20 protein-coding genes are annotated in these 17,722 nt (G+C 72.2%); 13 read left to right on the top strand and 7 right to left on the bottom strand.

Features of this window, described 5'->3' with window-relative positions:
* Position 1: 1 nt before the first annotated feature.
* The 3 genes from ACFW01_RS16305 to ACFW01_RS16295 form a co-directional block, all read right to left on the bottom strand.
* Positions 2–1,693 (bottom strand): bifunctional 3'-5' exonuclease/DNA polymerase, encoded by a 1,692-nt coding sequence (locus ACFW01_RS16305; protein WP_384504143.1) that lies wholly within the window; start codon positions 1,691–1,693, stop codon positions 2–4.
* Positions 1,694–1,810: 117 nt separating this feature from the next.
* Positions 1,811–2,557, bottom strand: a complete 747-nt coding sequence (locus tag ACFW01_RS16300; RefSeq protein ID WP_384504141.1) for a Clp protease N-terminal domain-containing protein — start codon at positions 2,555–2,557, stop codon at positions 1,811–1,813.
* A 68-nt stretch (positions 2,558–2,625) separates the two neighbouring features.
* Positions 2,626–3,255, bottom strand: coding sequence for a LysE family translocator (locus ACFW01_RS16295; RefSeq protein WP_384504139.1), 630 nt, complete (start codon positions 3,253–3,255; stop codon positions 2,626–2,628).
* Positions 3,256–3,402: 147 nt separating this feature from the next.
* Here ACFW01_RS16295 and ACFW01_RS16290 point away from each other — a divergent pair, with 147 nt between their 5' ends.
* Entirely contained in the window at positions 3,403–4,542 is a 1,140-nt protein-coding gene (locus tag ACFW01_RS16290) for a DUF2786 domain-containing protein (protein ID WP_384504137.1), read from the top strand.
* Positions 4,543–4,566: 24 nt separating this feature from the next.
* On the opposite strand, the gene ACFW01_RS16285 is transcribed toward ACFW01_RS16290, so the two are convergent.
* On the bottom strand, positions 4,567–5,103 hold the full coding sequence (locus tag ACFW01_RS16285; RefSeq protein WP_384504190.1) for a hypothetical protein: 537 nt from the start codon (positions 5,101–5,103) through the stop codon (positions 4,567–4,569).
* A 280-nt stretch (positions 5,104–5,383) separates the two neighbouring features.
* On the opposite strand from ACFW01_RS16285, the gene rpmG reads away from it, so the two are divergent.
* The 3 genes from rpmG (at position 5,384) to ACFW01_RS16270 (ending at position 7,754) form a co-directional block, all read left to right on the top strand.
* The gene (rpmG, locus tag ACFW01_RS16280) at positions 5,384–5,548 is read left to right on the top strand and encodes a 50S ribosomal protein L33 (protein WP_234959456.1); all 165 of its coding nucleotides are present in this window, start codon (positions 5,384–5,386) and stop codon (positions 5,546–5,548) included.
* 98 nt (positions 5,549–5,646) lie between these two features.
* The gene (locus ACFW01_RS16275; RefSeq protein WP_384504135.1) at positions 5,647–7,062 is read left to right on the top strand and encodes a GTP-binding protein; all 1,416 of its coding nucleotides are present in this window, start codon (positions 5,647–5,649) and stop codon (positions 7,060–7,062) included.
* Positions 7,063–7,484: 422 nt separating this feature from the next.
* Positions 7,485–7,754, top strand: a complete 270-nt coding sequence (locus ACFW01_RS16270; protein WP_122616831.1) for a DUF397 domain-containing protein — start codon at positions 7,485–7,487, stop codon at positions 7,752–7,754.
* Positions 7,755–7,827: 73 nt separating this feature from the next.
* Here ACFW01_RS16270 and ACFW01_RS16265 read toward each other — a convergent pair whose 3' ends face one another.
* Complete coding sequence (locus tag ACFW01_RS16265; RefSeq protein WP_234959458.1) at positions 7,828–8,328, bottom strand: ATP-binding protein; 501 nt, start codon at positions 8,326–8,328, stop codon at positions 7,828–7,830.
* Positions 8,329–8,705: 377 nt separating this feature from the next.
* Here ACFW01_RS16265 and ACFW01_RS16260 point away from each other — a divergent pair, with 377 nt between their 5' ends.
* The 5 genes from ACFW01_RS16260 (at position 8,706) to ACFW01_RS16240 (ending at position 13,549) form a co-directional block, all read left to right on the top strand.
* Positions 8,706–9,530, top strand: a complete 825-nt coding sequence (locus ACFW01_RS16260) for a helix-turn-helix transcriptional regulator (protein ID WP_161327261.1) — start codon at positions 8,706–8,708, stop codon at positions 9,528–9,530.
* Between the two features lie 71 nt (positions 9,531–9,601).
* Positions 9,602–11,062 (top strand): aldehyde dehydrogenase family protein, encoded by a 1,461-nt coding sequence (locus ACFW01_RS16255; protein ID WP_234959459.1) that lies wholly within the window; start codon positions 9,602–9,604, stop codon positions 11,060–11,062.
* A 33-nt stretch (positions 11,063–11,095) separates the two neighbouring features.
* Positions 11,096–11,746 (top strand): PadR family transcriptional regulator, encoded by a 651-nt coding sequence (locus tag ACFW01_RS16250; protein ID WP_234959460.1) that lies wholly within the window; start codon positions 11,096–11,098, stop codon positions 11,744–11,746.
* Between the two features lie 73 nt (positions 11,747–11,819).
* A complete protein-coding gene (locus tag ACFW01_RS16245) occupies positions 11,820–12,761 on the top strand; it encodes an ATP-binding cassette domain-containing protein (RefSeq protein ID WP_384504132.1) in 942 nt (313 codons plus the stop codon).
* 29 nt (positions 12,762–12,790) lie between these two features.
* Positions 12,791–13,549, top strand: a complete 759-nt coding sequence (locus ACFW01_RS16240; RefSeq protein WP_234959532.1) for an ABC transporter permease — start codon at positions 12,791–12,793, stop codon at positions 13,547–13,549.
* 10 nt (positions 13,550–13,559) lie between these two features.
* Here the strand turns inward: ACFW01_RS16240 and ACFW01_RS16235 are convergent, their stop codons facing one another.
* Positions 13,560–13,871, bottom strand: coding sequence for a hypothetical protein (locus ACFW01_RS16235; protein WP_234959462.1), 312 nt, complete (start codon positions 13,869–13,871; stop codon positions 13,560–13,562).
* An 80-nt stretch (positions 13,872–13,951) separates the two neighbouring features.
* Here ACFW01_RS16235 and ACFW01_RS16230 point away from each other — a divergent pair, with 80 nt between their 5' ends.
* The 3 genes from ACFW01_RS16230 to ACFW01_RS16220 all read left to right on the top strand — a co-directional run bounded on the left by ACFW01_RS16230 (position 13,952) and on the right by ACFW01_RS16220 (position 15,311).
* Positions 13,952–14,185 carry a hypothetical protein gene (locus ACFW01_RS16230; protein WP_384504130.1) on the top strand — a complete coding sequence of 78 codons (234 nt, stop codon included), beginning with the start codon at positions 13,952–13,954 and terminating at the stop codon, positions 14,183–14,185.
* A gap of 117 nt (positions 14,186–14,302) precedes the next feature.
* On the top strand, positions 14,303–15,097 hold the full coding sequence (locus tag ACFW01_RS16225) for a helix-turn-helix transcriptional regulator (RefSeq protein WP_234959464.1): 795 nt from the start codon (positions 14,303–14,305) through the stop codon (positions 15,095–15,097).
* On the top strand, positions 15,090–15,311 hold the full coding sequence (locus ACFW01_RS16220; protein ID WP_234959465.1) for a DUF397 domain-containing protein: 222 nt from the start codon (positions 15,090–15,092) through the stop codon (positions 15,309–15,311). The genes ACFW01_RS16225 and ACFW01_RS16220 overlap by 8 nt, the downstream gene beginning before the upstream one ends.
* A 16-nt stretch (positions 15,312–15,327) precedes the next feature.
* On the opposite strand, the gene ACFW01_RS16215 is transcribed toward ACFW01_RS16220, so the two are convergent.
* On the bottom strand, positions 15,328–16,755 hold the full coding sequence (locus ACFW01_RS16215; RefSeq protein WP_384504128.1) for a glutamate decarboxylase: 1,428 nt from the start codon (positions 16,753–16,755) through the stop codon (positions 15,328–15,330).
* Positions 16,756–16,875: 120 nt separating this feature from the next.
* Here ACFW01_RS16215 and ACFW01_RS16210 point away from each other — a divergent pair, with 120 nt between their 5' ends.
* Positions 16,876–17,637 carry a MerR family transcriptional regulator gene (locus ACFW01_RS16210; protein ID WP_234959467.1) on the top strand — a complete coding sequence of 254 codons (762 nt, stop codon included), beginning with the start codon at positions 16,876–16,878 and terminating at the stop codon, positions 17,635–17,637.
* The last annotated feature ends 85 nt before the right edge of the window (positions 17,638–17,722 follow it).

Here is a 17,722-nt window from a genome sequence, read left to right as displayed (position 1 = left end):
CTCACTTCGCGTCCCCGTAGCACTCCACCACCGCCGTGGTGAACGGGAACCGCACCGGCGTGGCCCCGAACGTCAGCCGGCCCGCCAGCTCCGCGGACTCCCGGATCGCCGCCACGACCGCGTCGGCCTCCTCCTCGGGGCAGTGCACGATCACCTCGTCGTGCTGGAAGAAGACCAGCTCGGCCGCCATGTCCGCGCAGTGCCGCCGCAGCGCGGCGAGCAGCAGCAAGGCCCAGTCGGCGGCGCTGCCCTGCACGACGAAGTTGCGGGCGAAGCGGCCGCGCGCGCGGGCGTCGGTGGAGGCGTAGCCCGGCACCCACTCGTGCGGGCGGTCCGGAGGGCCGGTGGACTCGTCCTGCGGCAGGCCCGCCTCCTCGGCGCCGTCGGCGGCGCCGGCCGCCGGCGGGCAGGTGCGCCCGAGCCAGGTCCGCACGAGCCGCCCCTCCTCGCCCGCGCGGGCCGCGTCGTCCACGTACGCCACCGCCCTCGGGAAGCGGCGTCGGAGCGCGGCGAGGTTCTTCAGGCCGTCGCCGGAGGTCTGCCCGTACACCGCGCCGAGCACGGCGAGTTTGGCCTGCTCGCGGTCTCCGGAGAAGGCGCGGTCGGAGACCGACTGGTAGAGGTCGCTCTCCCGCCCGGCCACCTCCATCAGCCCGGGGTCGCGGGAGATCGCCGCCAGTACGCGCGGCTCCATCTGGTCGGCGTCCGCGACGACCAGCCGCCAGCCGGGGTCGGCGACGACGGCCCGCCGGATCACCTTCGGGATCTGCAGCCCGCCCCCGCCGTTGGTCACCCAGCGTCCGGTGACGGTGCCGCCGGCCAGGAACTCGGGGCGGAACCGTCCCCCGCGCACCCAGTCCTGGAGCCAGGACCAGCCGTGCGCGACCCAGATCCGGTACAGCTTCTTGTACTCGATCAAGGGCTTCACGGCGGGGTGGTCGAGCGTTTCCAGCTCCCAGCGGCGGGTGGAGCCGACCTTGACGCCCGCCTGCCCGAACGCCTTGACCACGTCCGCGGGCAGGTCGGGCCGCACCCGGCGGCCGAACGCCGCCGACACCTCCTCCGCCAGCTCGGCCAGGCGGCGCGGCTCGCCCCCGCCCGTGTACCGCTCGCCGAGCAGGTCGTGGAGGATCTCGCGGTGCACGTCGGCCCGCCAGGGGAGCCCCGCGTGGTTCATCTCGGCCGCCACCAGCATGCCCGCCGACTCGGCCGCGGTCAGCAGCCGCATCCGGTCGGGGTGGGCGGTCCGCTCGTGCCGGCGCTGCTGCTCGGCGTAGACGGCGAGCAGGTCGTCCAGGGGCAGGTGGACCCCCTGCGGTTCGAACAGCGGGGACTGCGCGCCCGGCTCGGCGGAGCGCTGCGGCGGATCGGCCGGTACGGGGCCGCCGCGCAGCCGGGCCAGGGCCGCCGCGGCCGAGCGCGGCTCCCCGTACCGCCCCTCGTGGCCTAGGAGCAGGGTCTCGGCCGCCTCCATGTCGTAGCACCGCTCGACTCGCACCCCCGTGGCGAGCAGGCGCGGAGCGACCTCGGCGGTGGACCGCCACACCCAGCGCGCGACCTCCGGCCTGCTCCGCACCGCCTCGGCGGGGCCGGCCTCGCGCCGCACCGGTCCGGCGGGCAGCCCGTCGGGGCCGAGGGGGGCGACGTCCACGCCACCGTCCTCGGCCACGGCGAGTGCCCACCGGTCGGCCATGTCGCGAGTGTCGCAGCAGGGTCTGACAACGCCCGAGCGGGACCGCGGCGGGGTTGTCATCCTGTCCTGCGGCGACCGCGGCGGCATGGTCACCCTGCCCCGCGGCGGCCGCGGGCGTCAGCCCTGTCCCCCGTCGCGGTCGTCCTCCGTCTTCATGAACTGCGCGAGTACCTCCGTGACGTACCGCTCGACCGACTCCTTGCCGATGCCGAGTCCGCTCAGTACGCCCTCGCCGTTCTCGTGCTCCAGCAGGGCGAGCAGGAGGTGCTCGGTGCCGATGTAGTTGTGGCCGAGGCGGAGGGCCTCGCGGAAGGTGAGTTCCAGGACCTTCTTCGCGGCGGGGCCGTACGGCACCAGTTCCGGGACCTCGTCGGCGGCGGGCGGCAGCTTCGCCGTCGCCGCCTCGCGGACCGCGTCGAGGGCCACGCCCTGCGCGTGGATCGCCTTGGCGGCCAGACCGTCGCGTTCGGTGAGCACGCCCAGGATCAGGTGCTCGGGCAGGCCCTCGGCGGCGCCCGCGGCCACCGCCTCGTTGTGCGCGGCCATCACGGCGTTCTGCGCGCGCGGCGTGTAGCGGCTGAAGCCCTGGCTCGCGTCCAGGTCGGCCGACTCCTTGGGCACGAAGCGTTTCTGCGCCGCCTGCCGGGTGACGCCCATGCTCTTGCCGATGTCCGTCCAGGACGCACCCGAACGCCGGGCCTGGTCCACGAAGTGTCCGATGAGGTGGTCGGCCACCTCTCCGAGGTGCTCGCCGGCGATGACGGCGTCCTGGAGCTGTTCGAGGGGCTCCGGGTGCACCTTCTTGATCGCGGTGATGAGTTCGTCGAGTCGTACGGATGACGTGATGCTCGGATTCGTCGCCATGTGTCAACCGTAGGTTGCGCTCCCGTGGCTGTCAACCAGTGGTTGACGGTACTCCTCGCGTTCGTCGGTTACTTCGGGGAAGCCACCACCAACCGCACCGCGAGTCCCGTGAACACCGTCCCAGAGACGATGTTGAGCCAGCGGTTCACTCGGGCACTGCGCCTGAGCAGCCCCGCCAGCCGGCCGGAGAGCAGGCCCACGAAGCCGTCCCACAGGAACCCCATCACCACGAGCGTGCCGCCGAGCAGCAGGAGCTGCGCGGGCACGTGACCGAGCGAAGGGTCGACGAACTGCGGCAGGAACGCCACGTTGAAGAGGATGACCTTGGGGTTGAGCAGGTTGGTGATCGCGCCCTGCCAGAAGGCCCGCCGCATCCCGGTGCCCCGGGCCGCCGCGTCCTCGCCCGGCACCGAACGGTCCCGGAACGCCTTCACCGCCAGGTACAGCAGATAGGCCGCGCCCGCCCAGCGCAGCACGTGGTACAGCGTGGGCAGCGTCGTGAACAGCGCCGACAGCCCGAGCGCGGCGGCGACCGCGTGCACCAGCATGGCGCAGGCCACCCCGGACGCGGCCATCACGCCCGCCGTGGGGCCGCCCCTCCCGCCCACCGCCACGATGAACATCATGTCGGGACCCGGGGTGACACAGAGCGCGAGAGCGGCGACGAGGAACGCCGCGTAGAGAGTCATGTCCACCATGCCCGCCATGCTCGACGCCACCGGGCCCCGCGCCGGTCGAATTCCGCGGAGTGAGACGGCCGGTGGGGCAACCACGCCCGGCCCCTGCCACCCCCTCCCTCCCACCACCCCCGAACCCGCCCCCGCCGGCCATGGCACGATCGCCGTGTGAGTACGTCCCGCACCGTCGACCGCGCCTTCGAGGCCGCCCTGTACGACACCGCCGAGCACGCCCTCGACACCGCCGCCTCGCTGCTCGCGGCCGACCCGGCGGCGGACGCGGAACTGGCCCGGCGCGGCGAGGAGTTCGTGGCCACGGCCTGGCGGCGCGGCTGGCAGCCCGCCGACCTCGTGCGCATCGTCCGCCGCGAACTGGACGACGTCCACGTACGGCTGGTCGCGGCGCTGATCCGCGCGCAGGCGCCGCACGACCGTGCGCGCGGCCCCCGCTGGGCGGCGCAGCTCGACGCCGTGCCGGACGGGACCGCGCCGCCCCGCACCGACCGCTTCTCGCACGCCACCGCCGTTCTGGAGCTGTACCGCCTGCTGCTGCGGCTGCCCGCGCTGGAGCCCCTCGACGCGGGGGAGGCCGGGCGGCCCCGGCAGGAGAACCGCCCCGAGTCCCGGGCCCTCGCCCGCATCCGCGCGCTGCTCGCCAAGGCGGAGGCGACGGGGTATCCGGAGGAGGCGGAGGCGCTGAGCGCCAAGGCGCAGGAGCTGATGGCCCGGCACAGTGTGGACGAGGCGCTGCTGTCGGCGCACGCGCCCTCGCCGGACGCCCCCGGCGCCTGCCGGATCGGCGTCGAGGCGCCGTACGAGCAGGTCAAGGCGGTGCTGCTGGACGCGGTGGCCGACGCCAACCACTGCCGGGCGGTGTGGAACGAGCCCCTCGGCTTCTCCACCGTCGTCGGTTTCGAGGCCGACCTGGAGGCCGTCGAACTCCTCCACACCTCACTGCTGGTGCAGGCCGAGGCCGCGATGACCAAGGCGGAGGCGGCCCAGCGGGCGGGCGGGCGCAAGCGCACCAAGACCTTCCGCCAGTCGTTCCTCGCCGCCTACGCCCACCGCGCGGGCACCCGGTTGCGGGCCGCCGCCGAGGCCGCCGCCGCCGAGGCCGGCCGCACCGGGGACGTGGACCTGCTGCCGGTGCTCGCCTCCCGGGACGTCGCGGTCACCGACCGGCTGGAGCGCATGTTCCCCGAGACGACCACGACCCGGCTGCGCGGCGCCGGTGACGCGGCCGGCTGGACGGAGGGCACCCGCGCGGCCGACCACGCCGAGGTCGGCCGCCGACGGCCGCTGCGGTAGGGGTCGACCGGAGCAGGCGCGGCTTCAGGAGCCGAGGCCCTCCGTCGGCAGGCCCGGCGGCAGCGACCCGCCCTCCGACTTGGTGTACGTCTCCTCGCCGAGACCGCCCTCCCAGATCATCTTGAGGGACTTGCCGTCCACCGACCCGACCGTGCCGGTCGACCGGTCGTCGCTGCCGTCGGTGCACTTGAGGCGGACGATCCGGGTGCCGGCGTCCTCACCGGCGGTGCCGCTGCACACCGTCCCGCCGGTGGCGAAGAGGGCGGCCTTGCCGCCGGTCACCATCAGCGCGACGGCCTGGCCGTCGGTGGTGGCCAGCCAGCTCCCCTCCAACTCCCCGGCGTCGGACGGCGACCCGCCGCTGCCGCCGCTCGGGTCCGTGCTCGCGGACGCCTCGGGCGCCGCCGAGGACTCGCCGCCCCCGCCCGAGCCACCGTCGTCGGAGCCGCCGTCGGTGCACGCGGTCAGCGCCAGCGCGCCGACCAGTCCGAGGGTTACGGCAGCGGCCCGCGCGGACCGCCGCGCCCGTCCGGGCGAGCGCTGCGCGCGGGGTGCCGGCAGAAGGCCATCCGTACTCGCCGTGCTCGCCGTACTCGTCGCGCTCGCCGTACTCTCCGCAGTCACCAACGTCACGGGAAGCTCCAAGCTGTTGCCGGACGGCCGGGCCTGCCCCGGGGCATCGCGGCCACGGGACGACCTGAGGACAGCCGCAAGTTACCAGGACGGCTTGCGGGCCCCGGCGGACGTCCGGCGCGCAGGGGGCGGACACGGGTGACGTACCTCTCCTTCAGAAGCGGCGGACGTAACTGTTAATGGAAGTCGTTTTCAGTAAGATGTCGGCATGGCACGCAACGAACTCCGCCCGGTCATCAAACTCCGGTCCACCGCCGGCACCGGCTTCACCTACGTCACCCGCAAGAACCGCCGCAACGACCCGGACCGGCTGATCCTGCGCAAGTACGACCCGGTGGCCGGCCGGCACGTCGACTTCCGAGAGGAGCGCTGACCCGTCATGCGCGAGGGAACCCTGGGCACCGCCGGACGCGTGGAGCGCTTCGCGCGCCGGTACGGGAAGTTCGCGCGCCGGTACGGGAAGGGTGGGGCATGAGCGGCCCGGACCGCCCGGCGCTGCCGGTGGTGATCGTCGGCGGGCTGCACGCCGAGGCCCGCCGGGCGACCGTGGCGCGGCTGCTGGCCGACGTGCCCGGCAGCGTCGTCCTCCACCACGACCTGGCGACGGCCACCGCGGGCACGGTCGTACGGACCGTGCGGGACGCCACCGGCATCCTCTCCGCCGGCGAGGCGCCCCTCGTCAACGACTGCGCCTGCTGCGCCCTGCGCGAGGACCTCGTCCCCGAGCTGGCCCGGCTGGCGGACGCCGGGGGCACCCCGCTGGCGGTGGTCGAGCTGTGGGACTCCGTGGAGCCCAAGGCCATGGCGGAGGTGGTGACGGCCGGCGGCTTCACCGTCACCGGCGTGATCACCGCTGTGGACCCGGCCCTGGTGCTGCCGTACCTGGGCAACGGCGACGACCTGGCCGAGGGTGGCCTCGCCGCCGCGGCCACCGACCAGCGCACCGTCGCCGACACCTTCGCGCGGCAGCTGGAGTACGCCCCGGTCCTCGCCCTGGCCGACTCCCTCCCCGGCTCGCCGGAGGCCGACGACGAGGACCGCGAGCTGCTGGCCCAGCTGCATCCGACGGCCCGCCGGGTGCCGGTCGGGCCCGGTGGTGGTCACGGCGGTGGCCAGGGCGATGGCCACGGTGGTGGCCAGGGAGACGGCCACGGCGGTGGTCACGGCTGTGGCCAGGGAGACGTCCACAGCGGATTCCCCGGGAGCGCCCCCGCCGCCGCAGGGAGCGCCCCCGCCGCCGCAGGGAGCGCCCCCGCCGCCGCAGGGAGCGCCCCCGCCGCCACAGGGAACGCCCCCGCCGCCCCGGGAAACCCGCCCGCCGCCCCCGGAAGCCCGCCCGCCACCCCGCCCTCCGAGCTGGCCCGCGCCGCCCTCGCCGGGTTCGACGTGGAGGCCGCGGCCGCCGCCCAGCACCCGGCCTGCGCCCTGCTGCCCGCCGAGGCCGACGCGCACGGCGTCACCACGCTGGTCTGGCACCGCCGCCGCCCCTTCCACCCGGGCCGGCTGTACACGGCGCTGGAGGACCTGACCTGTGCCGCCGCCCGCAGCCGGGGCCGGTTCTGGCTGGCTGACAAGGCGGACACGCTGCTGCACTGGGACGCCGCGGGCGGGGCGCTGTGCGTGGAGGGGGCGGGGCCGTGGCTCGCCTCGCTGCCCGACGCCGCCTGGGACCTGGTCCCGCCGGTGCGCCGCGCCGCCGCCGCGCTGGACTGGCACCCCGAGCACGGCGACCGCTGCCAGCACCTGGTCTTCACCTCTCCCGGCCTCGACCGCGACGGCCTGGCCCGGCTCCTGGAGTCCTGCCTGCTGACCGACGCCGAGTACGCCGCCGGGCGGGCCGCCTGGGAGCGGATGCCGTCCGGCTTCGACACCCTCCTGGAGGTCTGACCATGTCTGGGACCCCGCTGTCCCGGACCCTGTGTCCCGGATCCCACGGTCCCGGACCCCTCGCGGCGGTCAAGAACGCGCGCGAGATGGCCCTGCCGCCGTACGCGCCGCGCTGACCTGCGCCGCAGCCTCCCGTCCGGCGTCGCGCCGGGGGTCCGCCCAGCCGGGCGGATCCCCGGCGCTGTCGCATGTTGTTGCATGTTCTAGGAATTCGGGGGCAAACGGGGAACGTCTTCTCCGCCGTGGGCGTCCATCAGAGCAAGGGCTTTCGGGTAAAGCGGCCGTCAAGGCTGTAACCGCAGGAACACCGCGCGTGCACGTGCATTTGCTCATGCATCAGCACGTGAACGGGGTTATGATCCGGATCAGTTGACCACTGCATCAATGGCCACATCAGCCAGTGCACCACCGGGGAGCGACCTGTGGACCACGACGTGTACGACGTTGACCGCGTGTCCGGCGTGTACAACGGCATGGCCGCCACGCAGCTGCACGACGCAGCCTGGCAGAAGAGCCGGCACAGCAACTCGCAGGGGTCATGCGTGGAGTTCGCGCGGCTGCCCGACGGCGCCGTCGCGGTGCGCAACTCCCGCTTTCCCGACGGGCCCGCGCTCGTCTACACGCGGGCCGAGATCGAGGCCATGCTGCTCGGCGTGAAGGACGGCGAGTTCGACCACCTGGTCACGAGCTGACCCGCGGCGGCGCGTGGCACCCAGGGGGTGACACGCGTAGAACCGCGACGCGTCGAGGCGTCGCGGCGCTGCGTCATCCGTAGGCCGGGTCCGCTCCCTCGCAGGGCCTCGGGAGCCGGAACAGCGCCCAGACGACCTTGCCGTTGAGCGTCCCGGCGAGAGGGTGCCAGCCCCAGCTGTCGCTGAAGGAGTCCACGAGGAAGAGGCCGCGTCCCGACTCGGCCGAGAAGTCGTCGGTCTCGCGGGCCACCGGACTGTCGTGACTGGGGTCGCGCACCGCGCACACCAGCCGCTCGGTCCAGCGCATCAGGTGCAGCCGGACGGGGCCGTTGTGCTCGCCGTGCCGGGGGGTGTCCGCCGGCAGCGCGTGGCGCAGGGCGTTGGTGACGAGTTCGGAGACCACCAGGCAGACGTCGTCGAAGCGCTCGCCGGCGTCCCAGCCGTCCAGTGTCCTGCGGGTGAATCTCCGGGCCTCGCGCACCGCCTCGAAGCGCGGCGGGAGGGCGCAGGAGGCGGCGTTGGACACGGCCGCGGGGTCGAGTGGCGGAAGGCCCTGCCGTAACGGCTCGAGCATGGTCGATCCATTCGTCCCCATGCGAGGCACTCCCGAGAATTCGCGGTCGTAGCGATGCGGCGCGGTGGTGCGGGACCATGGTTTCGGATGCGTACCGCAGATGCAAGGGCAGATGCACGTGCACGTGACCGAAATGGACCTGCCCGTACCGCTTGTTGGGCAATTTTTCCGTCATTTTCGCCTCCCCTTCACCTTTGGCGACGACTGGTTTCGGATCACCGCCTGCATGATCCTGTGCGTTTCCTTTGGCTCGATTCCGTTTCCGTAACCGGACGAGTACTGCTCGGAGTGTTTTAGTGGCAGACTTCGGCCCCTGAAGACGGTTGGGGAGGCTGGCGAACGTGAGCGCGGGAGAGCCCGGATCGGTGGTGCGGCGCATGCTGCTCGGATCACAACTCAGGCGGCTGCGTGAGACGCGGGGGATCACGCGGGAGGCGGCGGGCTACTCGATCCGCGCCTCCGAGTCGAAGATCAGCCGGATGGAGCTGGGCCGGGTGAGCTTCAAGACGAGGGACGTCGAGGACCTGCTGACGCTGTACGGCATCACGGACGAGCAGGAGCGCACCTCCCTGCTCTCGCTGGCCAAGGAGGCCAATGTCGCGGGCTGGTGGCACAGCTACTCCGACGTGCTGCCCAGCTGGTTCCCCACCTATGTGGGCCTGGAGGGCGCCGCCTCGCTGATCCGGGTGTACGAGGTGCAGTTCGTGCACGGCCTGCTGCAGACCGAGGAGTACGCCCGCGCGGTGGTCCGGCGCGGCATGAAGGGCGCCGGCGCGGCGGACGTCGAACGGCGGGTCGCGCTGCGCCTGGAGCGGCAGAAGTACCTCGTCGCGGAGAACGCGCCCGAGTTCCACATCGTCCTGGACGAGGCCGCCCTGCGTCGTCCCTACGGCGACCGCGAGGTGATGCGCGGACAGCTCCAGCACCTGATCGAGATGTCGGAACGCCCCAATGTGCGGCTCCAGATCATGCCGTTCGGCTTCGGCGGACACTCCGGCGAGAGTGGCGCGTTCACGCTCCTCAGCTTCCCCGAGTCCGACCTCTCGGACGTCGTCTACCTGGAGCAGCTCACCAGCGCGCTCTACCTCGACAAGCACGAGGACGTCACCCAGTACGAGACGGCGCTGAAGGAACTGCAGCAGGACAGTCCGGGTCCGGACGAGAGCCGGGACCTTCTGAGGGGGCTCCTCCAACTCTCGTAAAACATAAGTACGATGACGCCCATTCAGGCGGCCCGCTCCGGCTGCGGCAGCTCAGGGGATTGAGGGATCACATGTCGTCGTACTTCACCGACCTCGCCCAGCAGTACATCGACGGCGAGTGGCGCCCGGGCACCGGCTCCTGGGACATCATCGACTTCAACCCGTACGACAACGAGAAGCTGGCCTCGGTCACCATAGCCACGGCCGACGAGGTCGACGCCGCCTACCGGGCCGCCGAGCGCGCTCAGAAGCAGTGGGCCGCGACGAACCCGTACGCGCGCCGCGCGGTGTTCGAGAAGGCGCTGCGCCTGGTGGAGGAGCGCGAGAAGGAGATCAGCGAGGCGATCGTCGCCGAGCTGGGCGGCACCCGTCTGAAGGCCGCCTTCGAACTGCACCTCGCCAAGGAGTTCCTGCGCGAGGCGGTCCACCTGGCGCTGCGCCCCGAGGGCCGGATCATCCCGTCCCCGGTCGACGGCAAGGAGAACCGCGTCTACCGGGTGCCGGTCGGCGTCGTGGGCGTCATCAGCCCCTTCAACTTCCCCTTCCTGCTCTCGCTGAAGTCCGTCGCCCCGGCCCTCGCCCTGGGCAACGGCGTCGTCCTCAAGCCGCACCAGAACACGCCGATCGTCGGCGGCACCCTGGTCGCGAAGCTCTTCGAGGACGCGGGACTTCCCGGCGGCCTGCTCAACGTCGTCGTCACCGACATCGCGGAGATCGGGGACGCCTTCATCGAGCACCCGGTCCCGAAGGTCATCTCCTTCACCGGCTCGGACAAGGTCGGCCGCCACGTGGCCACCGTCTGCGCCGCGCACTTCAAGCGCTCGGTCCTCGAACTCGGCGGCAACAGCGCCCTGGTGGTCCTCGACGACGCGGACGTCGACTACGCGGTCGACGCCGCCGTCTTCAGCCGGTACGTGCACCAGGGCCAGGTCTGCATGGCGGCCAACCGCGTGCTGGTCGACCGCGCGGTGGCCGACGAGTTCACCGAGAAGTTCGTCGCCAAGGTGAGCACGCTCAAGACCGGCGACCCGCGCGACCCGTCGACCGTCATCGGCCCGGTGATCAACTCCTCCCAGGCGGACGCGATCTCGGGCGTGGTCGAGCAGGCGCTCGCCGAGGGCGCCACCGCCCTGGTGCACGGCACGGTCACGGACAACCTGGTCGAGCCGTCGGTCCTGACCGGCCTGCCCGCCGACTCCGCGCTGCTGCGGCAGGAGGTCTTCGGCCCCGTCGCCTTCCTCGTCCCCTTCGACGGCGAGGAGGAGGCCGTACGCCTGGTCAACGACACCCCGTACGGGCTGAGCGGCGCCGTGCACACGGCGGACGTCGAACGGGGCGTGAACTTCGCCAAGCGGATCGACACCGGCATGTTCCACGTGAACGACGGCACCGTGCACGACGAGCCGATCGTGCCCTTCGGCGGCGAGAAGCACTCGGGCCTCGGCCGCCTCAACGGCGACACGATGCTGGACGCCTTCACCACCCAGAAGTGGATCTCGGTGCAGCACGGCCGCAGCGGGTTCCCCTTCTGACGTCCCCGGTGGCCGGGCCCTAACCTGGACCCCATGTCAGCGATCCGTCTCCTCGTGCTGGGCGCCGTGCGTCAGCACGGGCGGGCCCATGGCTACCAGGTGCGCAACGACCTGGAGTACTGGGGCGCGCACGAGTGGTCCAACGCCAAGCCCGGCTCGATCTACCACGCCTTGAAGCAGATGGCGAAGCAGGGGCTGCTGCTCGCGCACGAGATCGCGCCGTCCACGGCGGGCGGGCCGCCGCGCGTGGAGTACGAGGTCACCGAGCAGGGCACCGAGGAGTACCTCACCCTGCTGCGGGCCTACCTCACCGCCTACGACCAGCGGCCGGACGTGCTCACCGCGGCGCTCGGCTTCATGGTCGACCTCCCGCGCGAGGAGGCCCTCGCCCTGCTGGCGGAACGGGTGCGGAAGATCGAGGAATGGCGGGGCGCCGTCACCGAGTACTACACGCCCGAGGAGGGCCCGGGGCAGCTCGGGCACATCGGCGAGATCATGAACTTCTGGGTCCACTCGGCCGACACCGGCGCCGAGTGGACCCGGGGGCTCATCGAACGTGTCCGGGGCGGCGCGTACACCTTCGCCGGCGAGGGAGAACCGTTCGTCGGGGTGCTGGCGGAGGGGGAGGAGAACCCGTTCGCGGCGGGGCGGCCGCCCCGCGGAGACGACGGAGACGTCCGCTAATCAAGTTTGACCAGCCTTCGGTGGTGCGCTACTTTGGCGGAGTAGTCAAATTTGGCTAGCGAGGGGAGTGGCAGTGGCCGACGCGGCGATCACCGTCGAAGGGGCACGCAAGAAGTACGGGAAGAAGGACGCGCTGGACGGACTCGACCTCACCGTCGCGCGCGGCACGGTGCACGGCGTGCTGGGCCCGAACGGCGCGGGCAAGACGACGCTGGTCCGCATCCTGTCCACCCTGCTGCGGCCCGACGCGGGCCGGATCGAGGTGGCGGGGCACGACGTCGCCACCCAGGCGTACGCCGTACGGCTGCGCATCGGCCTGCTCGGCCAGCACGCGGCGCTCGACGAGGAACTGGGCGGCCGGCAGAACCTGGAGATGTTCGGCCGCCTCCACCACCTGGGCGCCAGACGGGCACGCGCGCGTGCCGACGAACTGCTCGCGCGCTTCGAACTGACCGACACCGGACGCAAGCCCGTCAGCGCCTACAGCGGCGGCATGCGGCGCCGCCTGGACCTCGCCGCCTCCCTGATCACCGAGCCGGAGGTGCTCTTCCTGGACGAGCCGACCACCGGACTCGATCCGCGCGGCCGGGCCGAGGTCTGGGACTCGGTCCGCTCGCTGGTCGGCGGCGGTACGACGGTCCTGCTCACCACCCAGTACCTGGAGGAGGCCGACCAGCTCGCCGACCGCGTCTCCGTCGTCGACGCCGGCCGGGTCGTCGCCGACGGCACGGCCGACGAACTGAAGGCCGCCATCGGCGGCGACCGCGTCGACGTCGTCCTGCGCGACGCCGGCCAACTGGGCGCCGCCGTCGCCCTGCTGCCCCTCACCGGCGTCCGGGTCGACCCCGACCGCCGCCTGCTCAGCGCCCCCGTCACCGACCGCATGACGGCCCTCTCCGGCGTCGTACGGGCGCTGGAGGAGGCCGGTCTGGAGGCCGAGGACGTGGCGCTGCGCCGCCCCACCCTGGACGAGGTGTTCCTGCACCTGACCGACCGCACCAAGGAGGCCGTGTGAGCACGAGCACCGTCCCGCACCCCCACCCCATGGCCTACGCCCTGACCGACTCCTGGACCATGACCCGCCGGGAGCTGGCCCGCTGGGCGCGGCAGCCGGTGACCATGGCCGTCAACCTGGTCTTCCCGGTCATGCTCCTGCTGATGTTCGGCTACCTGGTCGGCGGCGGCCGGGGCGTCAGCGGCGAGTACGTCGACTACCTGGTCCCCGGGATGCTGGCGCTCACCATGGCGTTCGGCCTGGAGGGCACCATGATCGCCGTCACCCAGGACCTCAACAAGGGCGTCGTCGACCGCTTCCGCTCCCTGCCGATGACCAACGGCGCGGTCCTGGTGGGCCGTTCCGCCGCCGACATGCTCCAGTCGGCCCTCGGACTCACGGTCCTGATCGCGGTCGGCCACGCGCTCGGCTGGCGGACCCACGGCGGCCCCGGCGCCTTCCTGGGCGCCGTCGGTCTGCTCCTGCTCTTCCGCTTCGCCATGCTGTGGATCGGCATCTTCCTGGCCCTGGTGGCCGGCAAGCCGGAGCTGGTGCAGGCGGTGCAGATCCTGGTCTGGCCGGTCGGCTTCCTCTCCAACGCCTTCGCCACGCCCGACTCCATGCCCGGCTGGCTGGGCACCGTCGTCCAGTGGAACCCCATGTCCCAGACCGCCACCGCCGTACGCGACCTGTTCGGCGGCCCCGGCGGCGAGTCCGGCCACGTGTGGGCGGCCATCGCCTGGCCCCTGGCCCTGCTCGTGGTGTTCTTCCCGCTGGCGGTGCGGAGGTTCGCGCGGCTCAGCCGTTGAGCGGGGGAGGTCAGCGCCCCGACCCGCCGTCCGCATGGGCGAGGAGACGGGCGCCCCTGCTCTCCGCGATGCGTGTCACGTCGGTCAGGGCCTCGTTCATGCGGGCCAGGAGGTAGCGGAGTTGGACGGCGGTCACGTCCGGGTCGTGCAGCATGTCGGCCGCGTGGTCGAGAAGGTCGACGGCCATGCCGAGTTGGACGCTCTCGACGGCGTCGGCGGCCCGGGAGAGGCGACCGGTGCCGTCGGTCAGGAGATAGCAGGGCTTGCCCTCGGGTCCTGCCCAGGGCAGGAGTCGGGCGGGAGTGGGGGCGTGGTGTGTCATGCGGTCAGTCCCAGGCGGTACGTCGGGTGCGGGGGCAGGTGGATGCCCTGGGGAGCGATCAGCAGGGAGCGGCGCCGGAGTTGTCGACGCCGTTCCTGCTCTCGACGTTCATGCGCTACGAGGTAGGGGCGTACGAGGCTGTGGTCCTCGCCGCGGAGGGGACGTGCGCCGAACTGGCGGGGGGCCGGGCCCTCGGCGGGCGGAGGAGGGAGGTCGTAGCCGCCCCGTGTGCCGAGCCGACGACGTCCCGTACCCGGGGCGACCAGGCTGAGCAGCGGTTCGAGGAGGCGAGTGATGAGGCCGAGCACGTGTGACTCCGTGATGGTCGAGGTCGCGTTCTGTAGTGATCGGCATACAGAGTGAGACGGCTCGGATTAGGCTCGCCAGGGGGTTCGAGGTGACAGAGCATTTGTCACAGAGGAGTTGATCTCGTGGGCACCAACTACGGCGACTGGCTCAAGGAGCAGCGCGAGACGGCGGGGCTGACGCAACAGCAGCTGGCCGAGGCGGCGGTCATGACTCGAACGCACATCGCGCATATCGAGGCGGGGCGCCGGGTGCCGTCGCGGGAGGATGCGCGGCGCCTGGACAACGCCCTGAACACGGGGAATGTGCTGAGCCGGTTCCTGCCGCAGGAGGAGGCGGCCGTCGCGGACTACTTCGAGGCGGCCCGGCTGCTCGAACAACAGGCGGTGATGATCCGGGAATTCGCCCCGTCATTCGTGCCGGGCATCCTTCAGACGGAAAGGTACGCGCGTGCGGTTCTGAGCACGTCGTTCCCTCCGGTGGGTGAAGAGGAATGTGACAGGCTCGTTGTCACACGCCTGGAGCGGGCGAAGGTCCTGGACGATCCGGTGACGCCCGTAGTGTGGGCGCTGCTGGACGAGGCGGTATTCCGGAGAGTCGTGGGTGGCCGCGAGGTCATGGCGGAACAGATCACGCATCTGGTTCGCTTGGTGGAACGGTGCCGCGTACGCGTGCATGTGGTCCCGCACGGGCTTGGTGCGTATCAACTTCTGCAAGGGCTGGTCACGCTGATGTCCTTCGAGGATCAACCGCCGTTGGCGTACTCGGAAGGCGTCCACGTAGGCAAGGTGCACGACTCTCCGTCTGTGGTCACACGCCTAGAGGGAGCCTACGATCTGGCACTGAGCGACGCGCTGTCGCTGAAGGATTCCGCTGCCATGATGCGGGCGATTGCGAAGGAGTACGGACGTTGTGAATGAGTCCCTCATAGCGGACGGAGCTTTGCTGAGCGGTTGGCGGAGGTCGTCGTACAGCGGCCCCGAGGCCGGTAGCTGCATAGAAGTACTGGACGGCCATCCTTCGGGCGTCCCCGTACGTGACTCGAAGAACCCCCATGGTCCCGCGGTGATCGTCCCGGCCCCGGCCTGGTCGACGTTTGTCACGGCGGTCGGGAGCGGCGCGTTCCCCTCCTGACCCGTCGGCGGAGCCGTCAGTGGTGGAACCCGGTGGCCGCCGCCTTGTCCCGGTCCAAGGGCCCCGGCTGTCGGCGCAGCTCCGGCAGCAACCGCTCCAGGTCGTCCAGGAGCAGGTCCGCCATGTCGGCGGAGAAGCCGTTGCGGCACACCACCCGCAGCACGGACAGGTCCTCGCGGTGCGGCGGGAAGGTGTACGCCGGCACCAGCCAGCCGCCCTCCCGCAGCCGCCGCGACACGTCGAAGACGTCGTACGCCGTCACGTCGTCGGCGGTCGTGAAGGCGAACACCGGCAACTGGTCGCCGCGGGTCAGTAGCCGGAAGTCGCCGAGCGCCTCGATCCGTTCGGCGAGCCCGCGGGCGGTGTCCCGCGCGGTCTGCTGCACCGCCCGGTAACCCTCCCGGCCCAGCCGCAGGAAGGTGTAGTACTGCGCCACCACCTGCGCGCCGGGCCGGGAGAAGTTCAGCGCGAAGGTCGGCATGTCGCCGCCCAGGTAGTTGACCCGGAAGACCAGCTCCTCGGGGAGCGCGGCCGCGTCCCGCCACAGCGCCCAGCCCACCCCGGGGTAGACCAGGCCGTACTTGTGCCCGGAGGTGTTGATCGAGGCGACTCGCGGCAGCCGGAAGTCCCACACCAGGTCCTCGTCCAGGAAGGGGGCGACCATGGCGCCGGACGCGCCGTCGACGTGCACCGGGATGTCGAGGCCGGTCCGCTCCTGGAGGGCGTCCAGGGCGGCGCACAGGTCGGCGATCGGCTCGTAGGAACCGTCGAAGGTGGAGCCGAGGATGCCGACGACCCCGATCGTGTTCTCGTCGCACAGCTCGGCGGCGGCCTGCGGGTCCAGGTGGAAGCGGTCGCCCTCCATCGGGACCTGCCGGGCCTCCACCTCCCAGAAGTTGCAGAACTTGTCCCAGCAGACCTGGACGTTCACGCCCATCACCAGATTGGGCCGCACGTCCTTCGCGGGGTACCGGTCGGCGTTGCGCAGGGCCCAGCGCCGCTTCAGCGCCATCCCGGCCAGCATGCACGCCTCGCTCGACCCGGTCGTCGAGCAGCCCACGGTCGCCGACGGGTCGGGTGCGTGCCACAGGTCGGCGAGCATCGCCACGCAGCGCCGCTCCAGCTCGGCGGTGCGCGGGTACTCGTCCTTGTCGATCATGTTCTTGTCCCGGCACTCGCTCATCAGCACCCCGGCCTGCGGCTCCATCCAGGTGGTGACGAAGGTGGCCAGGTTCAGCCGGGCGTTGCCGTCCAGCATCAGCTCGTCGTGGACCAGCCGGTACGCGCTCTCCGGCGGCAGCGGGGACTGCGGCAGCCGGTGGGAGGGCGGGGCCTCGGTCATGCCGCCGAGCGGGTTCGCCGCCGCGTGGAACGGGTTCACGGCGAGCCGGCGCCGGTCGCGATCGTCGCCGTGGCGCGGGCGGGGACCCTTGTGCAGTGACATGCGACCGACGGTAGGCCGGGACCCGCGGGCCCGCACCCGGGGCGGTACCGGCATGCACCGGGCTTGCACCTCACGTCGCGTGAGGCGGCAGCGTGGACGGCGTCAGAGAAGGGAGCGGAAGTGAGCTACTCCGTGGGACAGGTCGCGGGCTTCGCCGCGGTGACGGTGCGCACCCTGCACCACTACGACGAGATCGGCCTGCTCGTACCCGGCGGGCGCAGCCACGCGGGCCACCGGCGCTACAGCGACGCCGACCTCGACCGGCTGCAGCAGATCCTGTTCTACCGAGAGCTCGGCTTCCCGCTCGACGAGGTCGCCGCCCTGCTCGACGACCCGGCCGCGGACCCGCGCGCGCACCTGCGCCGCCAGCACGAGCTGCTGACCGCCCGGATCGAGAGGCTGGAGAAGATGGCGGCGGCCGTGGAGCAGGCCATGGAGGCACGCAGCATGGGAATCAACCTCACACCGGAGGAGAAGTTCGAGGTCTTCGGCGACTTCGACCCCGACCAGTACGAGGAGGAGGTCCAGGAACGCTGGGGGAACACCGACGCCTACCGCCAGTCGAGGGAGAAGACCGCCTCGTACACCAAGGAGGACTGGCAGCGCATCCAGGACGAGGCCGACGCCCTCACCCGGCGCTTCGTCGCCCTGATGGAGGCCGGTGAGCCCGCCGAGTCCGAGGCGGCCATGGACGCCGCCGAGGACCACCGGCGGGGGATCTCCCGCAACCACTACGACTGCGGGCACGAGATGCACACCTGCCTGGGCGAGATGTACGTCTCGGACGAGCGTTTCACGCGGAACATCGACGCCGCCAAGCCGGGCCTCGCCGCCTACATGCGCGACGCGATCCTCGCGAACGCCGTCCGGCACACCCACTGAGCGGTGGCCGTGGGCCCGGGGCCCCCCCCCCGGCCCCGACACCCCCCCCCCGCGGGCGGGAAGCCCGGGGTGGGGCGGGGGGGCC

The organism is Streptomyces sp. NPDC058985, from assembly GCF_042740985.1.
In the GTDB taxonomy this organism is placed as follows: Bacteria; Actinomycetota; Actinomycetes; order Streptomycetales; family Streptomycetaceae; genus Streptomyces.
This window is presented reverse-complemented; position numbering and strand designations above follow the sequence as displayed.